A 20,267-nucleotide genomic window follows, 5' to 3' on the forward strand; every position below is an offset into this window, starting at 1 on the left:
GGTGGCCGGGCCTGCACCCGGCTGCCGGAAACGATAACCACAGGCCGATCTATACCTCGGCCATTTTCTTCACGCTTTCGCGCTCGAGGGCGATGTTGAGCCCCGAATAAATCCGACGAATGGCCGTTTCGAGTCGCTGCCAGCCCGCGTCGGTGCGCAGGTCGATATCCATGATGGTATCCTGCTGCCCGCTCACCAGCACCAGGTGGGTCACGGCCGCCACCATCAGGCTGGTGATCGCGATAGGGTCGTAATCTGAATAGGGAGCAATTTTACTCACCAGGTTCTTGAACGACTCGTTGCGGAAGGCCGCCAGCCGCTGAGCCAGTTCGGTTTCGCCGTGGGTCATCTCCCAGCGAATCAGCTCCTGTGATGACTTCCGGTTCCGGAACTCGCGCATAAACTGAATGGTATACTCCGACCAGATTTTACTGCGATGCTCAGGGGCCAGATTGTCGGGGGCCGACTCCAGAAACTTCTCGTTGAACATTGACAGGAAGAAGCCACGCTGTACGTAGGCTTCGAGCAGCCCATTCCAGCCGCCGAAATAACGATAGATCAGCACCTTGTTCACATCGGCCCGTTCGGCTACGGCATTGATGCCTGCTTTCTCCGTTCCCCGCTCCGCCATCACCTCACCCATTGCCCGCAAGATGCGCTCCATGGTAAGCTGTCTGTTTCTGCGTTTGACAATCTTCATCGTAAAACTCGTTTAAGTAGTTTTAATTAGGTGCTGATGCCCCCCGTTGGTACGAAGGACACAGTGTAAAAAGACCGATCAGGCGGTCTATCGGCAAATATGATAATTCGCCAGCATGTTACCAAGCGGTAACGTTAGCAACGGCTGACCTGACGGATGAATAGTCGATACAAGGCGGAATTTTGTAAACTAACGACTTACCTGTAAGTAATTTACGCATTCGCCCTATCTGATTCTTCCGCCACCGATATATTGAGTAAGCGGTAATCACAAGGTTCCAGACATAAAAAAAACGGACAGCTCCGGTGCGCTTGCACGCGGAGCTGTCCGTTGCCGGTCAGCCACAGGATGGCTGGCTGATGGATAAAAAAGGCCCGAGGCCGGGCTTTAGCGTTCCGGATAGGATTCGAGCTGACCCGACAAATCCTGAATGGCTTCCTGGAGCTGGTTACGGCTCAGCAGCATATCGAGTTCAAGCGGAAAATCGGGATACGGATGCCAGGCCGGCGTCATGGCCCGGTCGAGCTGAATCTGCAGCCGGTACTGATCGTCGGGCAGCGCTACGCCCTCGACAGCCAGGCCCGGTTCGGCAAAGGTCAGGGCAACCCGGTTGGCGGCTTTGGACCACAGCGACCGGAGTTCGGTCAGGAGCCGACGCACCTCCCAGGTTTGCAGCGGAGCGGCCTGCGAATCGTGTTGCTGACGCCACATGGTCGAAATTCGACAGCGGAGGTTATTACGCTCGCGCCAGTTGGCTGCCTGCGTCGCATAGCCAACAATCGAAAGTTCAAAAGAGCCGGTAGTCGAGTTTAGTTTCATAACGAACGTATAGAGGGTGCCTACAATTACCTACTAAACAAATATACTAGCTAGCTGTTTGCAAACCAAGCCACTACGCTCAAAATCAGCCGCGTACCGAGGCCTTTCTGAGCAAATGGCCCGTCCGGCTCAGTGGGGGCAACATTTGCAGCCGGCTCGGTCCGACTCCCCGAGTTTCTCTATCTTTGCGGCCACAAACTAGTTCACCACAAATCAAGCAAGTACATGGCAAAGGTGCTCATTATCGGAGCGGGTGGCGTTGGCAGTGTGGTCGCGCACAAATGCGCCCTCAACAGCAACGTATTCACCAGCATCATGCTGGCCAGCCGCACCAAGGCCAAATGTGATCGGATTGCATCCGAAATTCAGGAGCTGCACGGCGTAACGATTCAGACAGCGCAGGTCGATGCCGACGTGGTAGCCGAAACGGTTGCCCTGATCCGGTCGTTTGGCCCGGCTCTGGTTATCAACGTGGCCCTCCCCTATCAGGATCTGCCCATCATGGATGCCTGTCTGGAAGCCGGTGTTCACTACATGGACACGGCCAACTACGAGCCCAAAGATGTGGCCAAGTTCGAGTACAGCTGGCAGTGGGCCTACCGGGAGCGGTTTGAACAGGCCGGACTGATGGCCCTGCTCGGCTGCGGCTTCGACCCCGGCGCCACGCAGGTGTTTACGGCCTACGCCAACAAGCACCATTTCGACGAGATGCACTACCTCGACATCGTCGACTGCAATGCGGGCAACCACGGCAAAGCCTTTGCCACCAATTTTAACCCCGAAATCAACATTCGCGAAATCACGCAGCCCGGTCGCTACTGGGAAAATGGCGAATGGGTCGAGATTCCGGCGATGAGCATCCATAAGCCCATCGACTACCCCGAAATCGGCCCCCGCGAGTCGTATGTGCTCTACCACGAAGAACTCGAGTCGCTGGTTAAAAACTTCCCCACCCTGAAACGGGCGCGGTTCTGGATGACCTTCGGTCAGGCGTACCTGACCCACCTGGAGGTGCTGCAGAACGTGGGCATGACCCGCATCGACCCCGTTAAGTTCAACGGCATGGACATCGTGCCGCTCGAATTCCTGAAAGCCGTATTGCCCGCCCCCGACTCGCTCGGCGAAAACTATACCGGCCAGACCAGCATTGGCTGTCAGATCAAAGGCGTAAAAGACGGCAAAGACCGGACGTATTTTATCTGGAACAACTGCGACCACGCCGAAACCTACCGGGAAGTACGCGGACAGGCCGTTAGCTACACCACCGGCGTTCCGGCCATGATCGGTGCCATGCTGATGCTGACCGGCGTCTGGATGAAGCCCGGCGTCTGGAACTGCGAAGAACTGGACCCCGATCCGTTTATCGAGCAGATGAACAAACAGGGGCTGCCCGTGCAGGAAAAAGTCGACATCGCCCTGCCGCACGAATACTAGGCTTCTGGCCACCGTTACGATAAAGGGTCATGCGCAGAAAGCCTGTGCATGACCCTTCGTCGTATAAAACCGATCGACTCTACCGGGCCGGATCAGGCGAGCTGGATAACCGACTTGCCGATCAGTTGACCAGCCCGGGCCTCGCGGTAAGCGTCTCGGACATGGGCCAGCGGGTAGCGATATGCAAACCCTGTTCGGCCAGCCGGGCCACAGCCTGCAGTTTTTCGGGCGTAGCCTTCTTCATCAGGGAGGAATTTTGCTGCACTACCGCCACCCGTCTGCCATGGCAAGCCGCTATGGCATGGCCCGTTTTGGTTTGTGGTAGCTGGATTGTAGTTTACGGAACACGTTAGTCCATTAGTCCTCCACCCCTCTTTTGTCAGTTACCATGTCTTTTCTGAACTGCGTTTTCGTTGCGATTCTGCTGCTCACGGCGCCCCTGGCGATGGGTCAAACCAGCGAAACCATGGATAACCTCCGGCTCAACAACCTGAGCAACCCCGCCACCAGTCCGCTGGTCTTTAAAATCGACAACCGCTACGAAGGCCAGCGCGGCACCCCCTACCTGCTCGATGCCTGGACCACGGGCCAGGTGGCGCTGACCGATGGGCGGCAGTATAAAGAAGTGCCCCTTAAGTTCGATGCCTATCGGCAGGAGCTGATCCTGCTCCGTCCCAAATCGGGCAACGATTCAATCATTATCGATCGCAACACCGTAACGCGGTTTCTGCTCAGCACATCCGACGGTCAATCCTACCTGTTTGGGCGCTATCCCACCGCCAAAACCGACGACAGTATGCTGAAAAACGGGTATTTTCTTATTCTCTACACCGGCAAAAACGCCCTGCTGAAACGGGTGGCCAAGACGTTCAGGCCAGCCGATTTCAAAGGGGGTTACTCGGCCAATGTGCGCTACGATGCCTACACCGATGCCATCTCGTACTACCTGCTCAAACCCGACCTGACGCTGACCAAACTGAAGCTGTCGAAGAAAACGTTGCTCGATGCCTTCAGCGACCGGGCCGACGCGCTGACGCCCTTTGCGGACGCCGAAAAGCTCGACCTCAAAACCGAAGCCGGCGCCACGGCCCTCATCAAAAAATACGACAGTCTGTAACCCCGTTGTGGAATTGGCGCAGGGCGCTGCATCTAAGCGATATACACCAAACCGCTGCAGACCATGGCCACCCATACGCCACCGCCCCCCGTTGCGCTTACCCTCGACGACATTGTTTTTCAGTTTCGCCACCGCGACTACGGGGCATTCGACCTGCGCCGGCACTACCGGTCGGGACTTACGCGCGCTCTGGGAGCCGGTATTGGGCTGTTCTGGCTGGGCCTGGCATTGCCCAGCCTGTATACCCACCTGGTTGCCGGCCAGCAGCCGGCAGTAGCCGATGTAGCGGTCGATGTGACGCTGACGCAGCTGAACGAGCCCGAGCCGGTAGTCCCGGTAGTGCCACCGCCGGCTGAGCCGCTGCCGGCGGTCAGCACCGTGCGTAACCTGCCGCCGGTGGTGATGCCTGACCCCGAGGTTGCCGACGATGTAGCGCCCCCTACCACTGCCGAGCTGGCCGAAGCTACCTCCGGACCCGTTACGGCCGAGGGCACTGGCGCCGAGGAAATCATAGCCCCGCCCGAAGCCAGCGCCCCGACCCGGGTTGAGCAGGCGCTCGATGTAACGCCCACCACCGATGAGCCCTTCGTGGCTGTTGAGCAGGCCCCCAGCTACCCCGGTGGCCCCGAAGCCCTTCGCCAGTTTCTGAGCCGCAACCTGCGTTATCCGGCTGCGGCCACCCGGGCCAATATATCGGGGCGGGTGTACGTAACCTTCGTGGTCAACACCGATGGCTCCCTGACGGATATCGATCTTCTGAAAGGAATCGGGTTTGGCTGCGATGAAGAAGCCCTGCGCGTGGTGCAAAAAATGGCCCGCTGGCAGCCCGGCAAACAATCGGGGCGCCCCGTGCGGGTGCGTTACAACCTCCCCATCGCGTTTCTGCTGGAATGAAACCCCGCCGATGTGCAGGCGCGCTGGCAACCCGGCCGGTACCGGGGCAAACCCGTGCCGATACTGTATGGCCTGCCGGTCTGGTTCGGCCTGGCAGATTCCCTTGGTCGACGCTGATGGGGTGCCTACCTTTGCGGTATGAATTCGCCCCTACTGGACCACCTCGACGCGATCCCGTCGCCCTGTTTCGTACTCGAAACGGCTAAACTTCGCCGGAACCTGCAGCTGATCGACGCCGTACAGCGCGCAGCCGGTGTTACCATCATTCTGGCCCTCAAGGGGTTTTCGATGTACAGCGCGTTTCCGCTGGTGCGGGAATACCTGAGCGGAGCCACGGCCTCATCGCTCAACGAAATCAAGCTCGTCAACGACTACATGGGCGTGCCGGCCCACACCTACATTCCGGCTTATCGCGACGATGAATTTGCCGAGGTACTGTCGCGCAGCAGCCACCTGACGTTTAACTCCTGGAGCCAGTGGGAACGCTTCCGGGCGCAGGTAGCCGAGTTCAACCAGGCCCGGCTCGCGGCCGGCGAACCCGCCGTTTCGTGCGGTATCCGGGTCAACCCGCAGTATTCGGAAGTGGCCACCGACATGTATAACCCCTGCGTGCCCGGCTCGCGGCTGGGCGTCACGCGCGATCAGCTGCCCGACCAGCTGCCCGACGGGCTGGAAGGCATCCACTTCCACACGCTCTGCGAAAACGATTCGTTTACGCTCGAACGTACCCTGGCCGCCCTCGAAGAACGCTTCGGCACGTTGCTGCACCAGGCCAAATGGGTCAACTTTGGCGGGGGTCACCTCATGACCCGCGAAGGCTACGACACCGATCACCTCATTGGCCTGCTGTCGGCGTTCCGCCAGAAATACAACGTGGAAGTTATTCTCGAACCCGGCTCGGCCATTGCCTGGCAAACGGGTGTACTGGTGTCGACAGTGCTCGACGTGGTCAACAGCCAGGGCATCGACGTAGCCATTCTCGACACGTCGTTCGCGGCCCATATGCCCGACACGCTCGAGATGCCCTACAAGCCCCGGATTCTAAACAGCTATCACGAACCGGTGGCCGGCAAGCCTACCTACCGGCTCGGCGGAATGACCTGCCTGGCCGGCGATTTTATGGGCGATTACTCGTTCGACGCGCCCCTGCGCGTGGGCGACACCCTCGTGTTCGACGATATGATTCACTACACCATGGTGAAAACAACCACCTTCAACGGCGTCAATCTGCCCAGTATCGGGGTCTGGAACGAAGATAATTCGTTTACGCTCGTACGCAGCTACGGCTACGACAGCTTCCGCGACCGGCTAAGCTAAACCAGCCCGCTCTATAACAAAAAACCTGCATGCCAGTGGGCGTGCAGGTTTTTCAAGACAGCTAAAATGTTATTACTCAGGGCAATAACCAGCCCCAAAGCTACAACTATTTTACAGTATTTTCAGCCGATCGTCTTATTTCTTCTCAAATTCCCGGTGGTAGGCCGCCCGGTATAGTTCCTCTTCAGGCAGGCTCTTGAAGTAGTCGTACGTAATCCGGAGCCCTTCGGCACGGCTCACTTTAGGCTCCCAGTCCAGAATAGCCTTGGCCTTCGTGATGTCGGGTTGCCGCTGTTTCGGATCGTCGGTCGGCAGTTCTTTGAACACCAGTTTCTGCGTCGTACCGGTCAGCTTGATGATTTCTTCGCCAAACTCCCGAATCGTGATTTCCGACGGGTTGCCGATGTTGACCGGGTATGGGTAGTCGCTCAGCAGCAGCCGGTAAATACCTTCGACCAGATCGTCGACGTAGCAGAACGACCGCGTCTGGCTTCCATCGCCAAACACCGTCAGGTCTTCACCACGCAGGGCCTGCCCGATGAAGGCGGGCAACACCCGACCATCGTTGAGCCGCATGCGGGGGCCGTAGGTATTGAAAATCCGGACAATGCGGGTTTCGAGGCCGTGGTAGGTGTGGTAGGCCATGGTCATGGCTTCCTGAAACCGCTTGGCTTCGTCATACACGCCCCGCGGCCCAACCGGGTTCACGTTACCCCAATACTCTTCGTTCTGCGGGTGAACCGTTGGGTCGCCGTACACTTCCGAGGTAGAGGCAATGATAACCCGGGCGTTTTTGACCCGTGCCAGCCCCAGGCAGTTGTGAATTCCGAGCGAACCCACCTTGAGGGTCTGAATCGGGATTTTGAGGTAGTCGATCGGACTGGCCGGCGACGCAAAGTGCAGGATATAGTCCAGCTCGCCCGGTACGTGGATAAACTTCGAAACGTCGTGGTGGTAGAATTCGAAGTTGGGCAGTTTGAACAGGTGTTCGATGTTCCGGATGTCGCCCGTAATGAGGTTATCCATGGCGATCACGTGGTGACCTTCCTTGATAAACCGATCACACAGGTGCGACCCCAGGAATCCGGCTCCGCCAGTAATGAGTACTCGTTTCATTGTTTCGGTTGAAAAGGTTTTCAGTTTACAGTATACAGTTTACGACCTATCTGGAACCGGGCAACGGCCCCGTAGCCTGAAACTCTAAACTGAATACTGTAAACTGACTACTATCATTAGGCTTTCTGTTCTACCGGCGCCAGTACCGTTTCGCGGCCGATGCTGTAATACGTATAATTGAGTTCGCGCATCTGCTCGGTTTCGTACACGTTCCGGCCGTCGAAGATAACCCGGCCTTTCATTAGCAGATTCATCTTGTCGAAATCGGGCGTACGGAACAGCGGCCACTCGGTGATGATCATTAGCGCGTCGGCATCGTCGAGGGCGGCATATTGGGTATGGGCGTAGCTCACGTCGTTGCCGATCAGGTTCCGCACGTTGTCCATCGCTTCGGGGTCATACACCGTTACCTTGGCACCGGCTTCCAGCAGCAGCCGGATATTATCGAGCGCGGGTGCTTCGCGGATATCGTCGGTATAAGGCTTGAAGGCCAGGCCCCATACGGCAATGGTTTTGCCGGTCAGATCGCCCCCGAAGTGCTTCAGAACCTGCGGGATCATCTTTGTCTTCTGGGCGTAGTTAACGTCCATCACCGACTTGAGCACTTTGAAATCATAGTCGAAATCGCTGGCGGTTTTGGCCAGGGCCTGCACGTCTTTGGGGAAGCAGCTGCCGCCGTAGCCGATACCGGCAAACAGGAAGCGCTTGCCGATGCGGCTGTCGGTACCGATACCCCGGCGGATATCGTCGACGTTGGCCCCCGCCCGCTCACACAGGTTGGCGATTTCGTTCATGAACGTGATTTTGGTAGCCAGAAACGCGTTGGCTGCGTATTTGGTCATTTCGGCCGAGCGCTCGTCCATGAAAATGACGGGGTTGCCCTGCCGCACCAGGGGTGCGTAAAGCCGGTTCATCACCGTTTTGGCCCGCTCCGACCGCGTACCGATCACCACCCGGTCGGGTTTCATAAAGTCTTCGACCGCTACCCCTTCGCGCAGGAATTCGGGGTTCGATACCACGTCGAAATCGACTTTGGCATTGTCGGCGATGTGGGCATGTACTTTCTCGGCCGTACCAACGGGCACCGTGCTTTTGTCGACAATAACCGCGTACTGGCTAAGAATCGGCCCCAGGTCCGACGCCACTTTCAGAATGTATTTGAGGTCGGCAGAGCCATCTTCGCCCGGCGGGGTCGGCAGCGCCAGAAAAATAACTTCGGCCCCTTTGATCCCTTCGGCCAGATCCGTCGTGAAGGTCAGGCGACCCTGTTCCACGTTGCGGTTGAACAGCACATCCAGACCTGGTTCGTAGATCGGAATGATACCGTTATTTAGTTTCTCGACCTTGCGTACGTCGATATCGACGCAGGTTACCTGATTGCCCGTTTCCGCAAAGCACGTTCCTGTCACAAGCCCTACATATCCGGTCCCAACGACTGCCAGTTTCATATCAGAATGTTAGTAAAATAGTTACAATGCTACCCTGTCAGAGCAATAGTCCTGCCAGTAGACTGTCTGCACAAAAATAGGAGTTTTTCAATACACCCTCCGATTTCCAGCGGAATAGTGACTGTTCGGTAGCCGTTGGGTAACGGTTTTTGCCGGTGGCTGGCCTCGCGCTTAGTATAGGTGTCTTTCTGACAATAATTTAATTATACCCTAAAATCGGGCAAAAATCGACCAATCTTAGCGAAAATTCGCTTAGATTGGGGGTATGTACGCCAGTTGGTAAGGTTATGCAGGCAAGTTGTGGGGGTGGTTGATGGAGTCAGTCTATTTGCCGATATTACCAACTGTACCTTCATCAACATGGTAGACCGTATGGTTAGTGAAATTGTAGAAAATCAAGAATTAATAGCGCAGTCGGTTCGCGATCTGAGCGACCGGCTTATTCGCCCCAACGTGCGGGTCTGGGATGAGCAGCAGCATTTTCCGGCTGATCTGTTCCGGCAGCTGGGCGAGCAGGGATTAATGGGCATGCTGGTGCCTGAGCAGTATGGCGGGGCCGGACTGGGCTATCGTGAATACGTAACGGCCATTGTCGAACTGTCGCGGGTCGACGGGGCGGTGGGCCTGTCGATGGCCGCTCACAACTCCCTTTGCACCAACCACATTCTGCTGTTTGGGTCCGAATCGCAAAAGCAGCAGTACCTGCCCCGGCTGGCATCGGGCGAGTGGATTGGTGCCTGGGGCCTGACCGAACCCAACACGGGCTCCGACGCGGGCAATATGCGCACCACCGCCGTTCGCGATGAGCAGGGCAACTGGGTCCTCAACGGCTCGAAAAACTTTATTACCCACGGTCGCAGCGGCCAGGTTGCCGTTGTGATTGCGCGTACGGGCGAGCCCAACCAGCCCCGCAACGCAACCGCCTTCGTGGTTGAGCGGGGTACGCCCGGTTTCTCGGGCGGTCGTAAAGAGGATAAGCTGGGCATGCGGGCCTCCGAAACGGCCGAAATGCTGTTCGATAACTGCTGCATTTCCGACAGTCAGCGGCTGGGCGAGGTGGGCGACGGCTTTGTACAGTCGCTCAAGGTGCTCGACGGCGGACGCATCTCGATTGCGGCCCTTAGTCTGGGCATTGCCTGGGGCGCCTACGATGCAGCGCTGGCCTACGCGCAGGAACGGGAGCAGTTTGGCCAGGCCATTGCCCGCTTCCAGGCCATCGGTTTCAAACTGGCCGACATGGCCACCGACATCGAAGCATCGCGGCTGTTGACCTACCAGGCCGCCGACCGCAAAGACAACGGCCTGTCGGTAACGAAAGAGTCGGCTATGGCCAAGCTGTTTGCGTCGGAAACGGCCGTTCGGGTAGCCAACGACGCGGTGCAGATTTTTGGCGGCTACGGCTACATCAAGGATTTCCCGGCCGAAAAATTTTACCGCGATGCCAAGCTGTGCACCATTGGCGAAGGCACCAGCGAAATCCAGCGACTGGTGATCTCTCGGCAAATCCTGAAATAAGTTTATCGACAGGACTACCTGTTTCTTTTTTGACAGGATTACAGGATGAGAGAAGATGGATTCGGTACGGTACCAGACTGTACGAGCCAGGTAAACCGGCTTACCCCGATCAGATGCATGGCCGCCTGAGCCGTAGGCATTCTGTAATGCTGTTCAGAAAACGAGTTTCGTGACAAAACAAAAAGGGTTAGCAGCACACGCTGCCAACCCTTTTTTAAGTCCTGACTGCCCCGTGGCAGCCCGCTACACTTATACTGTTTTGCGCGAGCCTTTGATCAGCGCGGCAATACCCAGTACGATAACGGCCCCGACAAATGCAGTCAGAATGCTATCGAGAATACCACCCGACTTACCGAAGATCATGCCGCCAACGAAGCCGCCGACAATACCGAGCAGAATCTGTACGACCAGCGAGAAAGAAAACCGTTTGAAGACGAGGTCGGCAAGCCAGCCGGCTACCGCACCTACCAGGATGGAGACTAAAATACCCATAGTTTTAAAAGGCGTGTTTGTGAACTTATTCAGTGAAGTACATACATAACAGCCACCCTTTCAGAATGTTTTAGCCCCGCAAACCGATCACGGCCAGCATACGCCCGGTTTGGCCCCGTTCGGCCCGGTAGGAGAAATAGTCGTGATTGTGCAGCACCGTGGAGTAGGGCGATACGGCAATCTGCGCTGCGGGCACGCCCCATTGCTGGCAAAAACGCACGTTGGCTCGCTTCAGATCAGCGCAGGGCTGCTGCGTTTCGGGGTGCGGCTGAACCAGATCGGCGTCGAACTGACTGGCCACTTCGGGCCCGACCCCGAACGATTCGGTATCGATGCAGGTGCCGACATATACGTAACAATCGACGGCCCGGGTGCCGTAGGTCTGCTGCATACGCGCAAGTGTGTGCCCCACAATGTTGCCCACCGTGCCGCGCCAGCCCGCGTGTACGGCCGCTACGGCCCGCTGTCCGGCATCGTATATCAGCATCGGCACACAGTCGGCCACGGTAACGCCCACCAGCAAACCGGGCCGGTTGGTTATGAGGGCATCATAGCCTTCGTGCCGGCCGGGTGCCGTGGCTTCGTAGACAGCCGTACCATGTACCTGTAGCGACGAAACAAAGCCAAACGATCCGGCTCCGAGCGCTTCCATGAACCGCTGGCGGTTGGTATCGACATGCGCGGGCTGGTCGTCGGTATTGATTCCCAGGTTAAGCGACGCATAGGGCGCCGGGCTCACGCCCCCGTGCCGGGTACTCTCAGCCGCTACCACAGTCGGAAACTGTGCCAGTAAAGCGGGGGTTCGGAAAAGCGGCTGTAGAACCGACGCGGCATCGGCCAGAAAAACACCAGACTGATTATCAGACATATAACAGAACAATAAGACCTTCCTGAATAAATAGTTGTCGAAAGTACGGCATTCCGTGCAACCCGGAGGCCCCTTTCTGCTTCTTATGGTCGGATGTCAGCCAGACCGGTAAATCGGTCAAACCAGCCGGCCGACCACTCATCCCTTACTACAACCGTTCCGGTAGTTTGCAATGCATAGTACCCATTACCACCCATATCTTTGTTTCACCAATCAGGAATCAAACAAGCACCTACAAACCATCTCAATCATACCATCATGAAAGCCCTCATCAAACCCCTGCTCGTTGCCACCATCCTCGTTTCGTCGGTTGCCGCTTCCTTCGCCACCGCCAAACCCATTACCAAACCCGAAAAACCTGCCAAACCCGCTACCGTTTACCAGAGCGGCATGTATACCGCGGCCGATGGCCGGCTGGTGGTGATGCTCAACAAGCAGGCCGGCAGCAAGGTATCAGTCTCGGTCAAGAATGCCGCCGGCACTTCCCTGGTTACCGAGTACATGCCCAAACGCGAAAACAAAGCCTGCCTCAAGTTCGACCTCAGCCAGCTGCAGGACGGCACCTACACGGTAGAGATCACCAACGGCAGCGAGGTTACCCAGCGGCAGGTCACCCTCAGCACCAAACAGGTGGCCGAGTCGAGCCGTCAGCTCATCATCGATCAGCAGTAAGCACACGCAACCGCCAGCGTAACTGCTTCCGGGCTCTGCCAGTGAACTGGTCGTAGCCGCTCCCTTCCTCTTCTGCCCATACTTCCGCATAAAAAAGCCCCACTGACCATCTGGTTGGCGGGGCTTTTTGCGTTCTCTGCGTTTCGCCGGTGAGGCAGGTTCGGCTATTCCAGCCGGCGCTATCCAACAGGCAACCAGCCAGCCCCTGCCTGTTCATGTGCAGTCAGCCTCAGCACATCCCAAAAAATAACCTGACCTATCGCCCTGTTTGTCAAGATATTCGAACGCAAAGGCCGCACATAACATAAACTTCACACAAGATTTTCACCCGCCCGTGCAACCCGGAGGCCCCTTTCTGCTTCTTATGGTCGGATGTCAGCCAGACCGGTAAATCGGTCAAACCAGCCGGCCGACCACTCATCCCTTACTACAACCGTTCCGGTAGTTTGCAATGCATAGTACCCATTACCACCCATATCTTTGTTTCACCAATCAGAAATCAAACAAGCACCTACAAACCATCTCAATCATACCATCATGAAAGCCCTCATCAAACCCCTGCTCGTTGCCGCCATCCTCGTTTCGTCGGTTGCCGCTTCCTTCGCCACCGCCAAACCCATTACCAAACCCGAAAAACCTGCCAAACCCGCCACCGTTTACCAGAGCGGCATGTATACCGCGGCCGATGGCCGGCTGGTGGTGATGCTCAACAAGCAGGCCGGCAACAAGGTATCGGTCTCGGTCAAGAATGCCGCCGGCACCTCCCTGGTCACCGAGTACATGCCCAAACGCGAAAACAAAGCCTGCCTCAAGTTCGACCTCAGCCAGCTGCAGGACGGCACCTACACGGTAGAGATCACCAACGGCAGCGAGGTTACCCAGCGGCAGGTTACCCTGAGCACCAAGCAGGTGGCCGAGTCGAGCCGCCAGCTCATCATCGATCAGCAGTAAGCACACGCAGCCGCCAGCCAACACGCCGGCCACCCCCTTCCTCTTCTCCCCCATAAAAGGCGCCCCGCCAACCCTCTGGTTGGCGGGGCGCCTGTGTAACAGGCCCACCAGCACTGTGCCGATGCCGGACTGATTCTGAGCCAGCTACGGCCCCCCACCGCAGTTTTTCGGCCGGGGCTGTGCCCTTTTCCGGTTTGGCTTGTTGTATATTCAAGAAATTTTTGTGTTAAGCCGGTCAGCCTGCGTTTAGCAGATACGCCTGATCCGGCCATCTTCTTTTTTTGCGTGCCTATGCCCATCCAATTCACCTCGCCCGTTGCCTGGACCGCCGTAGGTCAACAACCCGATTTCTGGTCGTCGATTTGCCAAAACCTGCTTCCCGCCTACGTCAATAGCTGCCGCTGGTTTGCCGGCAAGGCTCGCCAGCAAACGAGTTTCACGGTGCGTACTGTACTGCCCCTGCCGATCAGCAATGCGCCCGAAAACATGGCTTATCTGCTCATTCTGGCGGTCGACTACGCACACGGCGACCCGGAGCATTACCTGCTGCCGGTTTCGTTTCTGGGCAATACCCACCGACAGGAGCAGAACTACGGTATGCCCGCCATTCCGCAGCAGGGCCGCATTGGCGATATGGTGCTGGCCGGGCAGGCCGGGCAACTGATCGACGCCATCTACGACAACGATTTCCGGCAAACGCTCTTTGCCACGATCTACCAGAACCAGGTCGTTCAGGAACCCCTGGGGCAACTGCGCGGCCATCGGGGGAGCGGCCTCGACGAAGGCGACCTGGACCTGCCCTCCCGCGTACTGCCCGTCGACTCGAGCAATTCGGCCATGACCTTCGGCGACAAATATTTTCTGAAGCTCTACCGCAAACTGTTTCGCCAGACCAACCCTGAAGTCGACATGGTTGCGTTTCTGAGCGAGGTCGGGCACTTTCCGCATATTCCGGCCTTTGGGGGCAGCCTGGTCTGGGAGCGTGACGGCATTGCCGATGTAACGCTGGGCATGATTCAGCGGATGGTACCCGCCAACCAGGATTCGTGGGGCCAGACCGGCGATTACCTCAACGACTTCCTGTATGCCGTACCGCAGCGCCTGTTCACCATTCGCGAAGACGTGTTCGAGAAGGTCGAGCTGCTGGGGCGCCGAACCGGCGAAATGCATAATGCCCTCTACCAGCCCGATACCGATGCGGCTTTTGCCCCCGAAGCGTTTACCGACGACTACCGGACCTTTCTGATCGACCGCTTCGAGGCTCTGCTCGAACAGCGCTACGCCCTGCTCATTGCCACCTACGAAAGCCTCGACCCGCTGGCCCAGCGGCTGGCCTGGGTATTTATGGAGGCCCGCGAAATGATCGAAGCGTTTATCAGCGATTTTCGCAGCCGGCCCCTGGGCTCGCTCCGGACCCGCATCCACGGCGATTACCACCTGGGTCAGGTACTGGCAGCCAACGACGATTTCATTATAATTGACTTCGAGGGCGAACCCGAAAGCAGCATCAGCGACCGCAAGGTGAAGCACTCGCCCCTCAAAGACGTGGCCGGCATGATTCGTTCGTACCACTACGCTGTGTCGGCCAAGCTGTTCAACGCTGCCGAAACCGAAACCCTCGACCCGGCTTATCTGCAGCGCGTCTCGGACCGGTGGTTCCACCTCATCCGCGACACCTTTTTGTCGGCTTATTTCGACACTTTCAGCGCCCCTCACCCGCTCTTCCGCAACAACAACGAAATCAACTTTCTGCTGCTGATCTATCTGCTCGAAAAAGCGGTGTATGAACTGGGCTATGAGCTGAGCTACCGGCCCACCTGGGTAAAGATTCCGCTGAAAGGGATTATCGACGTGGTAACGGAGATCGAGAAAATCCGTATCAGCGACGGCAATACCACAACCGATATTCCGATGTTGCAGACGGGCCTGCTTAAACTACCCTAACCAACCGTTTCTCACATGACCACCCTTTCCAAGCACGTGGTGCTCATTACCGGCGCTGCGTCGGGCATTGGCCAGCAGCTGGCCCTGCAGGCAGCGGCTGCCGGCGCCCGGGTGCTGGCTACCGACCGCAACGCCGAGGGACTAGCCGAAACCGCCCGGCTGGCCACTGCCCCCATCACCACCGCCCGGCTCGACATGGCCGATGCAGCCGCCATTGCGCAGTTTGCCACCGACACGGTACCAACGCTCGGCAACGCACCCCTTATCCTGGTCAACAACGCGGGCGTAGCGCTTAGCAGCGGTACCTTCGCCGATACCGATCTGGCCGATTTCGAGTGGCTCCTGTCGATCAACCTGTGGGGCGTTATCCGGATGACCAAAGCGTTTCTGCCTTACATGCAGGCGCAGCAGGCGGGCCACATCGTCAACCTCTCGAGTGTGTTCGGGCTGGCGGGTGTCATGCACCAGTCGGCCTACTGCACGGCCAAGTTCGGGGTGCGCGGGTTTACCGAAGTGCTTCGGATGGAACTGGCCGGCACGGGTATTGGTGTCACCTGCGTGCATCCGGGCGGCATCAAAACCAATATTGCCCGCAGCGCCCGCCGGGGAGCGGGAAGCCCCATCACAGAGGGCATGCTGCAGCAAGCCACCCAGAGTTTCGATCGGGCCGCCCGCACCACCGCCGACGAGGCCGCCCGGCAGATCTGGCGGGGGGTAGCGCAAAACCAGACCCGCATACTGATTGGTCCCGATGCCCGGCAGATCGACTGGCTGACCCGCCTGCTGCCTACCCGCTACACGAAGCTGCTGCGCAGTCGAATTGAAGCCACCTTCCGCACGGATGGCTAAGTTTTTTCTAACTTTCGACTCCACAGCGGGTTCTGTAACCAACTCCGATTTCGCTCACTAATGGCAAAACGCAAGACCAGTACCACACCTGACGAGGCACTTCCGGCGGCACCGGCCGCTCCCGTTCAGGATTCTTCTTCCGATCAATCTCCGGCTCCAGCCGCCGATACCCCGGCATCGACGGGTTTTTATTCCCGGTTCACCGACTTCGACATTTACCTGTTTCGGGCGGGTAAGCACCAGCGGCTTTACGAAAAGTTCGGGGCGCACGTGGTCGAACACGGGGGCGTAACGGGCACTTATTTCGCAGTATGGGCCCCATCGGCCCGCTACGTGGCCGTTATCGGCGATTTCAACGGCTGGGACAAAGGCAGTAACGCCATGAACGTTCGCTGGGACTCGTCGGGTATCTGGGAGATTTTTATTCCTAACATTGGCCGGGGCGAAGTCTACAAATACTTCATTGTCAGCGAAAACGGCCGCGAACTGGAAAAAGGCGACCCGTATGCCCACTGGTGGGAAGTACCGCCCAAGACAGCCTCGGTAGTCTGGGATACCTACTACGAATGGAACGACCAGGAGTGGATGGCCAACCGCAAAGCCAAAAACGCCCTCAATGCGCCCTTCTCAGTCTACGAAGTACACCTGTCGTCGTGGCGTCGCGATCCGTCGAACCCCGAACGGGAACTGACTTATGGCGAGATTGCCGATGCGCTCGTGCCTTACGTGCAGGACATGGGCTTTACGCACGTCGAGTTTATGCCGGTGATGCAATACCCCTACGCACCGTCGTGGGGCTACCAGATCACGGGCTACTACGCGCCCAGCAGCCGGTTTGGCACCCCGCAGGAGTTTATGCAGCTCATCGAACGGCTCCACCAGGCCGGTATCGGCGTGCTGCTCGACTGGGTGCCTTCGCACTTCCCCGGCGATGCCCACGGACTCTATGAGTTCGACGGTACGCACCTCTACGAGCACCCCGATCCGCGCAAAGGCTACCACCCCGACTGGAAAAGCTATATCTTCAACTACGGCCGGCCCGAAGTACGCTCGTTCCTGCTGTCGAATGCCATTTTCTGGCTCGACCGCTGCCACGCCGACGGCCTGCGGGTCGATGCCGTAGCGTCGATGCTCTACCTCGATTACTCGCGGAACGCCGGTGAGTGGGAACCCAATATCTACGGCGGTCGCGAAAACCTCGAAGCGGTATCGCTATTCAAGGAAATCAACGAAGCCATCTACGCCGAATTTCCGGACACGCAGACCATTGCCGAAGAGTCGACCTCGTTTCCGGGCGTATCGCGGCCGGTCTACACAGGAGGGCTTGGCTTCGGTATGAAATGGATGATGGGCTGGATGAACGACACGCTGCGGTATTTCGAGCGCGATCCGGCCTTCCGCAAGTTTCATCAGGACAACCTGACGTTCAGCACGGTATACGCATTCACCGAAAACTTCATGCTGCCCCTCTCCCACGATGAGGTGGTCTACGGCAAGCAGTCGCTGGTGGGTAAAATGCCGGGCGACGAGTGGCAGCGCTTTGCCAACCTGCGGCTGCTGTTCTCGTATATGTTTACCCACTCGGGCTCTAAACTGCTCTTCATGGGCGGTGAGTTTGGTCAGACATCCGAGTGGAAATTCGACACCAGCCTCGACTGGCACCTGCTCGACTATGCTCCCCACAAAGGGATGGCGGCCTGCGTGCGGGCGCTCAACCAGCTCTACCGTAGCGAACCGGCTATGTACGAGCGCAGCTTCACGGCCGATGGGTTCGACTGGATCGATACCTCCGACCGCGAAAATACGGTACTGTCGTATTGCCGCCGGGGCGACAACCCGGCCGACACGCTGCTGATCGTGCTGAATATGACACCCATCCCCCGGCAGGATTACCGCATCGGCGTGCCTACGCCGGGTACTTACGTGGAGGTTTTCAACAGCGATGCACCCGAATTTTATGGTAGTGGGGTTGTGAACGCGCAACCCATTGGCAGCGACCCCGAGCCCTGGCACGGGCGGCAGCAGTCGCTCCGGCTCAACGTGCCCCCGCTGGGTGCCGTTGTGCTGAAAATGCATTAATCAGCGACGCAGGACGACATGTTTGCGCCCACCCCGCCCTGGTGTTCAGGGCCGGTGGCTCATTCCTGTCGTCCTGCGCCCGTATCTGGTCTATCTTTGCGACCCAATCAATCTTTTGTCTCTGAATGAAGAAAGTCCTGCTTGCCGTACTGCTGTTAGCTACAGTGCCTGGTTTGGCCCAATCGCCCGTGTCGGCCCGGCTTAGTAGCGGTTACGATCTGGGTATGGCTTATACGACCGATCGCTACAATCCATCGCTCGCTTACTACCAGCTGCTGAACATCGGTCAACATAAGCTGTTTTCCGTCGGCTGGACGCTTCGCTTTGGCGCGTTCTACGGCGATAACATCAACTACACCACCGCCCCCGCCCGACTGACGCGGGGTAAGACCGGCTTTGCGGCCCTCTCGGCCGATGAAATTCCGGCCAATATCGAAACGGTTCGCTTCGACTATGCGGTTTTGACCTCGGCCAACGTAGGCGTTCGGGCACAGATCAATCTGGGCCGGCTCGAACTGGGTGGCAGCGCCGATCTGATCGGGCTGACCCTGGGCCGTACCCGTACGGGGCGCTTCCTGAACTCTGCAGGTCGGTTCCGGGTCGATTCGGCTACGACGGCACCCTTCACCGGTGCCAACGCGTTTCAGGCGGCACGCCCTACGCGCTTCAATGCCCGGATGCTCGGCGACAACGATATGGGTTCGCTGTCGACTGAACTGTTCGCCCGGTTCCGAATCAACCAGCGGATAGCCATCAAAGCTGGGTATCAGTGGCAGACAACCGAAATGAAAGTGAGTAACCGCGACGTGGTAGCCGATAACGATCGGTACCGCAACCGCACCGGTTTTCCCTACCTGGCCGTCACGCTGCCCATTTTTCAGTAGGAGACGTTTTAAAGCGTGATAAAAAGAACGAGGGAACGAGCGACTGTGTCCGGCACAGTCGCTCGTTCCCTCGTTCTTTTTCAGTCGTGCGTCTGTAACGTCGGAATGGCTGGTTGAAACGACCATTCCGACGCTCGTTCACGCTATCGCTCCTTATTTCGCTCTTTTCACGCTATCGCTCTTTTGCCTTTCTACACCTCAATAGGCTTCAGATCGAAGTAAGTTTCGAAGATGGCCTGGCCAACCTCGTTGGTTCGGGTCTGGAAATTGTCGAGGTACTGGTGCAGGCCCATGTTGAAGATATCGGCCGTTTCGGTGAACTCGATATCGGTGCGCAGTTTGCTCAGATGCCGTTCGGCGGCATTGCCAAAGCCGGCGGCAATGTTATTGCCCGACACCTCGTAAAGCGACAGTTCGGCCTGCCGAACACAGTGATGCACCGACCGCGGAAAGTGCTTGTCGAGAATCAGGAACTCGACGATGCTGGCCGGTGTCAGCGATCGGTATTGTTGCCGGTGCATATTATAGGCACTCACCGACTTCAGCACGGCCGACCAGATCATCAGATCGAGGGTCGACCCAACGGCTTCGACTTCGGGCAGCAGCGTAAAATACTTCACATCGAGAAAGCGCGACGTTTTATCGGCCCGCTCGATGAAACGGCCCAGCCGGCCAAAATGCCAGGCATCGTTGCGCGTGATGGTAGCGTCGATGATGCCGTAGAACAGCTGGATGGCGTTTCGGATTTCGGTAAAGAAACTCTGGGTCTGGCTCTGGCCCCACTGCTGCTTGGGCGCCGTATCGCGCACCATCAGGTAGAACTGATTAAGATGCTCCCACATCTCTTTCGAAATGGCCTCCCGAATGGTCCGGGCGTTTTCGCGGGCATTGCTCAGACACGACACAATCGAGTTGGGATTTCGCTTGTCGAAGGTCAGAAACTGGATGACGTTTTCGCGGGTCGGGTGCTTGAAATACTTGTTGAACAGGTGGTTATCGGCCGTGGCGATGAGCAGCGGCTCCCATTGCTGATCGACGTTGGGGGGCAGATCGAGTTCCAGATTGAAGTTAACGCTCATGAACCGGGCGTAGTTCTCAGCCCGCTCAATGTAGCGGTGCATCCAGTAAACAGAGTTGGCAACGCGGCTCAGCATAGCAGCAATCGGTT

General features: G+C 57.7%; 19 protein-coding genes. 12 read left to right on the forward strand and 7 right to left on the reverse strand.

Annotated features, from left to right (window positions below; translation table 11 throughout):
• Positions 1-49: 49 nt before the first annotated feature.
• Both ACYVAC_RS03610 and ACYVAC_RS03615 read right to left on the reverse strand, forming a co-directional pair.
• Positions 50-700 (reverse strand): TetR/AcrR family transcriptional regulator, encoded by a 651-nt coding sequence (locus ACYVAC_RS03610; RefSeq protein WP_461096205.1) that lies wholly within the window; start codon positions 698-700, stop codon positions 50-52.
• Positions 701-1,087: 387 nt separating this feature from the next.
• A complete protein-coding gene (locus ACYVAC_RS03615) occupies positions 1,088-1,519 on the reverse strand; it encodes a WapI family immunity protein (protein WP_461096206.1) in 432 nt (143 codons plus the stop codon).
• A gap of 225 nt (positions 1,520-1,744) precedes the next feature.
• Here ACYVAC_RS03615 and ACYVAC_RS03620 point away from each other — a divergent pair, with 225 nt between their 5' ends.
• From ACYVAC_RS03620 to nspC, 5 genes are all read left to right on the forward strand, one after another.
• The gene (locus ACYVAC_RS03620) at positions 1,745-2,953 is read left to right on the forward strand and encodes a saccharopine dehydrogenase family protein (RefSeq protein WP_461096207.1); all 1,209 of its coding nucleotides are present in this window, start codon (positions 1,745-1,747) and stop codon (positions 2,951-2,953) included.
• Between the two features lie 181 nt (positions 2,954-3,134).
• The gene (locus tag ACYVAC_RS03625; RefSeq protein WP_461096208.1) at positions 3,135-3,278 is read left to right on the forward strand and encodes a hypothetical protein; all 144 of its coding nucleotides are present in this window, start codon (positions 3,135-3,137) and stop codon (positions 3,276-3,278) included.
• Positions 3,279-3,341: 63 nt separating this feature from the next.
• Positions 3,342-4,070, forward strand: coding sequence for a hypothetical protein (locus tag ACYVAC_RS03630; protein ID WP_461096209.1), 729 nt, complete (start codon positions 3,342-3,344; stop codon positions 4,068-4,070).
• Positions 4,071-4,133: 63 nt separating this feature from the next.
• Positions 4,134-4,964: an energy transducer TonB gene (locus tag ACYVAC_RS03635; RefSeq protein WP_461096210.1), complete on the forward strand. Its 831-nt coding sequence runs from the start codon at positions 4,134-4,136 to the stop codon at positions 4,962-4,964.
• Positions 4,965-5,102: 138 nt separating this feature from the next.
• Positions 5,103-6,281 carry a carboxynorspermidine decarboxylase gene (nspC, locus tag ACYVAC_RS03640; RefSeq protein WP_461096211.1) on the forward strand — a complete coding sequence of 393 codons (1,179 nt, stop codon included), beginning with the start codon at positions 5,103-5,105 and terminating at the stop codon, positions 6,279-6,281.
• A gap of 135 nt (positions 6,282-6,416) precedes the next feature.
• On the opposite strand, the gene ACYVAC_RS03645 is transcribed toward nspC, so the two are convergent.
• Both ACYVAC_RS03645 and ACYVAC_RS03650 read right to left on the reverse strand, forming a co-directional pair.
• Entirely contained in the window at positions 6,417-7,397 is a 981-nt protein-coding gene (locus ACYVAC_RS03645) for a UDP-glucuronic acid decarboxylase family protein (protein WP_461096212.1), read from the reverse strand.
• Between the two features lie 116 nt (positions 7,398-7,513).
• Positions 7,514-8,845, reverse strand: coding sequence for a UDP-glucose dehydrogenase family protein (locus ACYVAC_RS03650; RefSeq protein ID WP_461096213.1), 1,332 nt, complete (start codon positions 8,843-8,845; stop codon positions 7,514-7,516).
• Between the two features lie 372 nt (positions 8,846-9,217).
• Between ACYVAC_RS03650 and ACYVAC_RS03655 the strand changes: the two genes are divergently transcribed.
• Positions 9,218-10,360 carry an acyl-CoA dehydrogenase family protein gene (locus ACYVAC_RS03655; protein WP_461096214.1) on the forward strand — a complete coding sequence of 381 codons (1,143 nt, stop codon included), beginning with the start codon at positions 9,218-9,220 and terminating at the stop codon, positions 10,358-10,360.
• A gap of 249 nt (positions 10,361-10,609) precedes the next feature.
• On the opposite strand, the gene ACYVAC_RS03660 is transcribed toward ACYVAC_RS03655, so the two are convergent.
• Positions 10,610-10,852: a GlsB/YeaQ/YmgE family stress response membrane protein gene (locus ACYVAC_RS03660; protein WP_461096215.1), complete on the reverse strand. Its 243-nt coding sequence runs from the start codon at positions 10,850-10,852 to the stop codon at positions 10,610-10,612.
• A 70-nt stretch (positions 10,853-10,922) separates the two neighbouring features.
• Complete coding sequence (gene pgeF / locus ACYVAC_RS03665; RefSeq protein ID WP_461096216.1) at positions 10,923-11,720, reverse strand: peptidoglycan editing factor PgeF; 798 nt, start codon at positions 11,718-11,720, stop codon at positions 10,923-10,925.
• 258 nt (positions 11,721-11,978) lie between these two features.
• On the opposite strand from pgeF, the gene ACYVAC_RS03670 reads away from it, so the two are divergent.
• The 6 genes from ACYVAC_RS03670 (at position 11,979) to ACYVAC_RS03695 (ending at position 19,099) form a co-directional block, all read left to right on the forward strand.
• The gene (locus ACYVAC_RS03670) at positions 11,979-12,392 is read left to right on the forward strand and encodes a T9SS type A sorting domain-containing protein (protein WP_461096217.1); all 414 of its coding nucleotides are present in this window, start codon (positions 11,979-11,981) and stop codon (positions 12,390-12,392) included.
• A gap of 537 nt (positions 12,393-12,929) precedes the next feature.
• Positions 12,930-13,343, forward strand: a complete 414-nt coding sequence (locus tag ACYVAC_RS03675; RefSeq protein ID WP_461096218.1) for a T9SS type A sorting domain-containing protein — start codon at positions 12,930-12,932, stop codon at positions 13,341-13,343.
• A gap of 291 nt (positions 13,344-13,634) precedes the next feature.
• The gene (locus ACYVAC_RS03680) at positions 13,635-15,287 is read left to right on the forward strand and encodes a maltokinase N-terminal cap-like domain-containing protein (RefSeq protein WP_461096219.1); all 1,653 of its coding nucleotides are present in this window, start codon (positions 13,635-13,637) and stop codon (positions 15,285-15,287) included.
• Between the two features lie 15 nt (positions 15,288-15,302).
• The gene (locus ACYVAC_RS03685; protein ID WP_461096220.1) at positions 15,303-16,136 is read left to right on the forward strand and encodes an SDR family NAD(P)-dependent oxidoreductase; all 834 of its coding nucleotides are present in this window, start codon (positions 15,303-15,305) and stop codon (positions 16,134-16,136) included.
• A 60-nt stretch (positions 16,137-16,196) separates the two neighbouring features.
• Positions 16,197-18,215, forward strand: coding sequence for a 1,4-alpha-glucan branching protein GlgB (gene glgB / locus ACYVAC_RS03690; protein ID WP_461096221.1), 2,019 nt, complete (start codon positions 16,197-16,199; stop codon positions 18,213-18,215).
• Positions 18,216-18,340: 125 nt separating this feature from the next.
• Entirely contained in the window at positions 18,341-19,099 is a 759-nt protein-coding gene (locus tag ACYVAC_RS03695) for a hypothetical protein (RefSeq protein WP_461096222.1), read from the forward strand.
• Positions 19,100-19,290: 191 nt separating this feature from the next.
• Here the strand turns inward: ACYVAC_RS03695 and ACYVAC_RS03700 are convergent, their stop codons facing one another.
• Complete coding sequence (locus tag ACYVAC_RS03700) at positions 19,291-20,253, reverse strand: alpha-E domain-containing protein (RefSeq protein WP_461096223.1); 963 nt, start codon at positions 20,251-20,253, stop codon at positions 19,291-19,293.
• Positions 20,254-20,267 lie beyond the last annotated feature (14 nt).

This window comes from Spirosoma luteolum (assembly GCF_054778875.1).

Coding starts and splice junctions, on each gene's coding strand:
- ACYVAC_RS03610 (WP_461096205.1), bottom strand. CDS start 700: ATGAAGATTGTCAAACGCAGAAACAGACAGCTTACCATGGAGCGCATC.
- ACYVAC_RS03615 (WP_461096206.1), bottom strand. CDS start 1,519: ATGAAACTAAACTCGACTACCGGCTCTTTTGAACTTTCGATTGTTGGC.
- ACYVAC_RS03620 (WP_461096207.1), top strand. CDS start 1,745: ATGGCAAAGGTGCTCATTATCGGAGCGGGTGGCGTTGGCAGTGTGGTC.
- ACYVAC_RS03625 (WP_461096208.1), top strand. CDS start 3,135: ATGCAAACCCTGTTCGGCCAGCCGGGCCACAGCCTGCAGTTTTTCGGG.
- ACYVAC_RS03630 (WP_461096209.1), top strand. CDS start 3,342: ATGTCTTTTCTGAACTGCGTTTTCGTTGCGATTCTGCTGCTCACGGCG.
- ACYVAC_RS03635 (WP_461096210.1), top strand. CDS start 4,134: ATGGCCACCCATACGCCACCGCCCCCCGTTGCGCTTACCCTCGACGAC.
- nspC (WP_461096211.1), top strand. CDS start 5,103: ATGAATTCGCCCCTACTGGACCACCTCGACGCGATCCCGTCGCCCTGT.
- ACYVAC_RS03645 (WP_461096212.1), bottom strand. CDS start 7,397: ATGAAACGAGTACTCATTACTGGCGGAGCCGGATTCCTGGGGTCGCAC.
- ACYVAC_RS03650 (WP_461096213.1), bottom strand. CDS start 8,845: ATGAAACTGGCAGTCGTTGGGACCGGATATGTAGGGCTTGTGACAGGA.
- ACYVAC_RS03655 (WP_461096214.1), top strand. CDS start 9,218: ATGGTTAGTGAAATTGTAGAAAATCAAGAATTAATAGCGCAGTCGGTT.
- ACYVAC_RS03660 (WP_461096215.1), bottom strand. CDS start 10,852: ATGGGTATTTTAGTCTCCATCCTGGTAGGTGCGGTAGCCGGCTGGCTT.
- pgeF (WP_461096216.1), bottom strand. CDS start 11,720: ATGTCTGATAATCAGTCTGGTGTTTTTCTGGCCGATGCCGCGTCGGTT.
- ACYVAC_RS03670 (WP_461096217.1), top strand. CDS start 11,979: ATGAAAGCCCTCATCAAACCCCTGCTCGTTGCCACCATCCTCGTTTCG.
- ACYVAC_RS03675 (WP_461096218.1), top strand. CDS start 12,930: ATGAAAGCCCTCATCAAACCCCTGCTCGTTGCCGCCATCCTCGTTTCG.
- ACYVAC_RS03680 (WP_461096219.1), top strand. CDS start 13,635: ATGCCCATCCAATTCACCTCGCCCGTTGCCTGGACCGCCGTAGGTCAA.
- ACYVAC_RS03685 (WP_461096220.1), top strand. CDS start 15,303: ATGACCACCCTTTCCAAGCACGTGGTGCTCATTACCGGCGCTGCGTCG.
- glgB (WP_461096221.1), top strand. CDS start 16,197: ATGGCAAAACGCAAGACCAGTACCACACCTGACGAGGCACTTCCGGCG.
- ACYVAC_RS03695 (WP_461096222.1), top strand. CDS start 18,341: ATGAAGAAAGTCCTGCTTGCCGTACTGCTGTTAGCTACAGTGCCTGGT.
- ACYVAC_RS03700 (WP_461096223.1), bottom strand. CDS start 20,253: ATGCTGAGCCGCGTTGCCAACTCTGTTTACTGGATGCACCGCTACATT.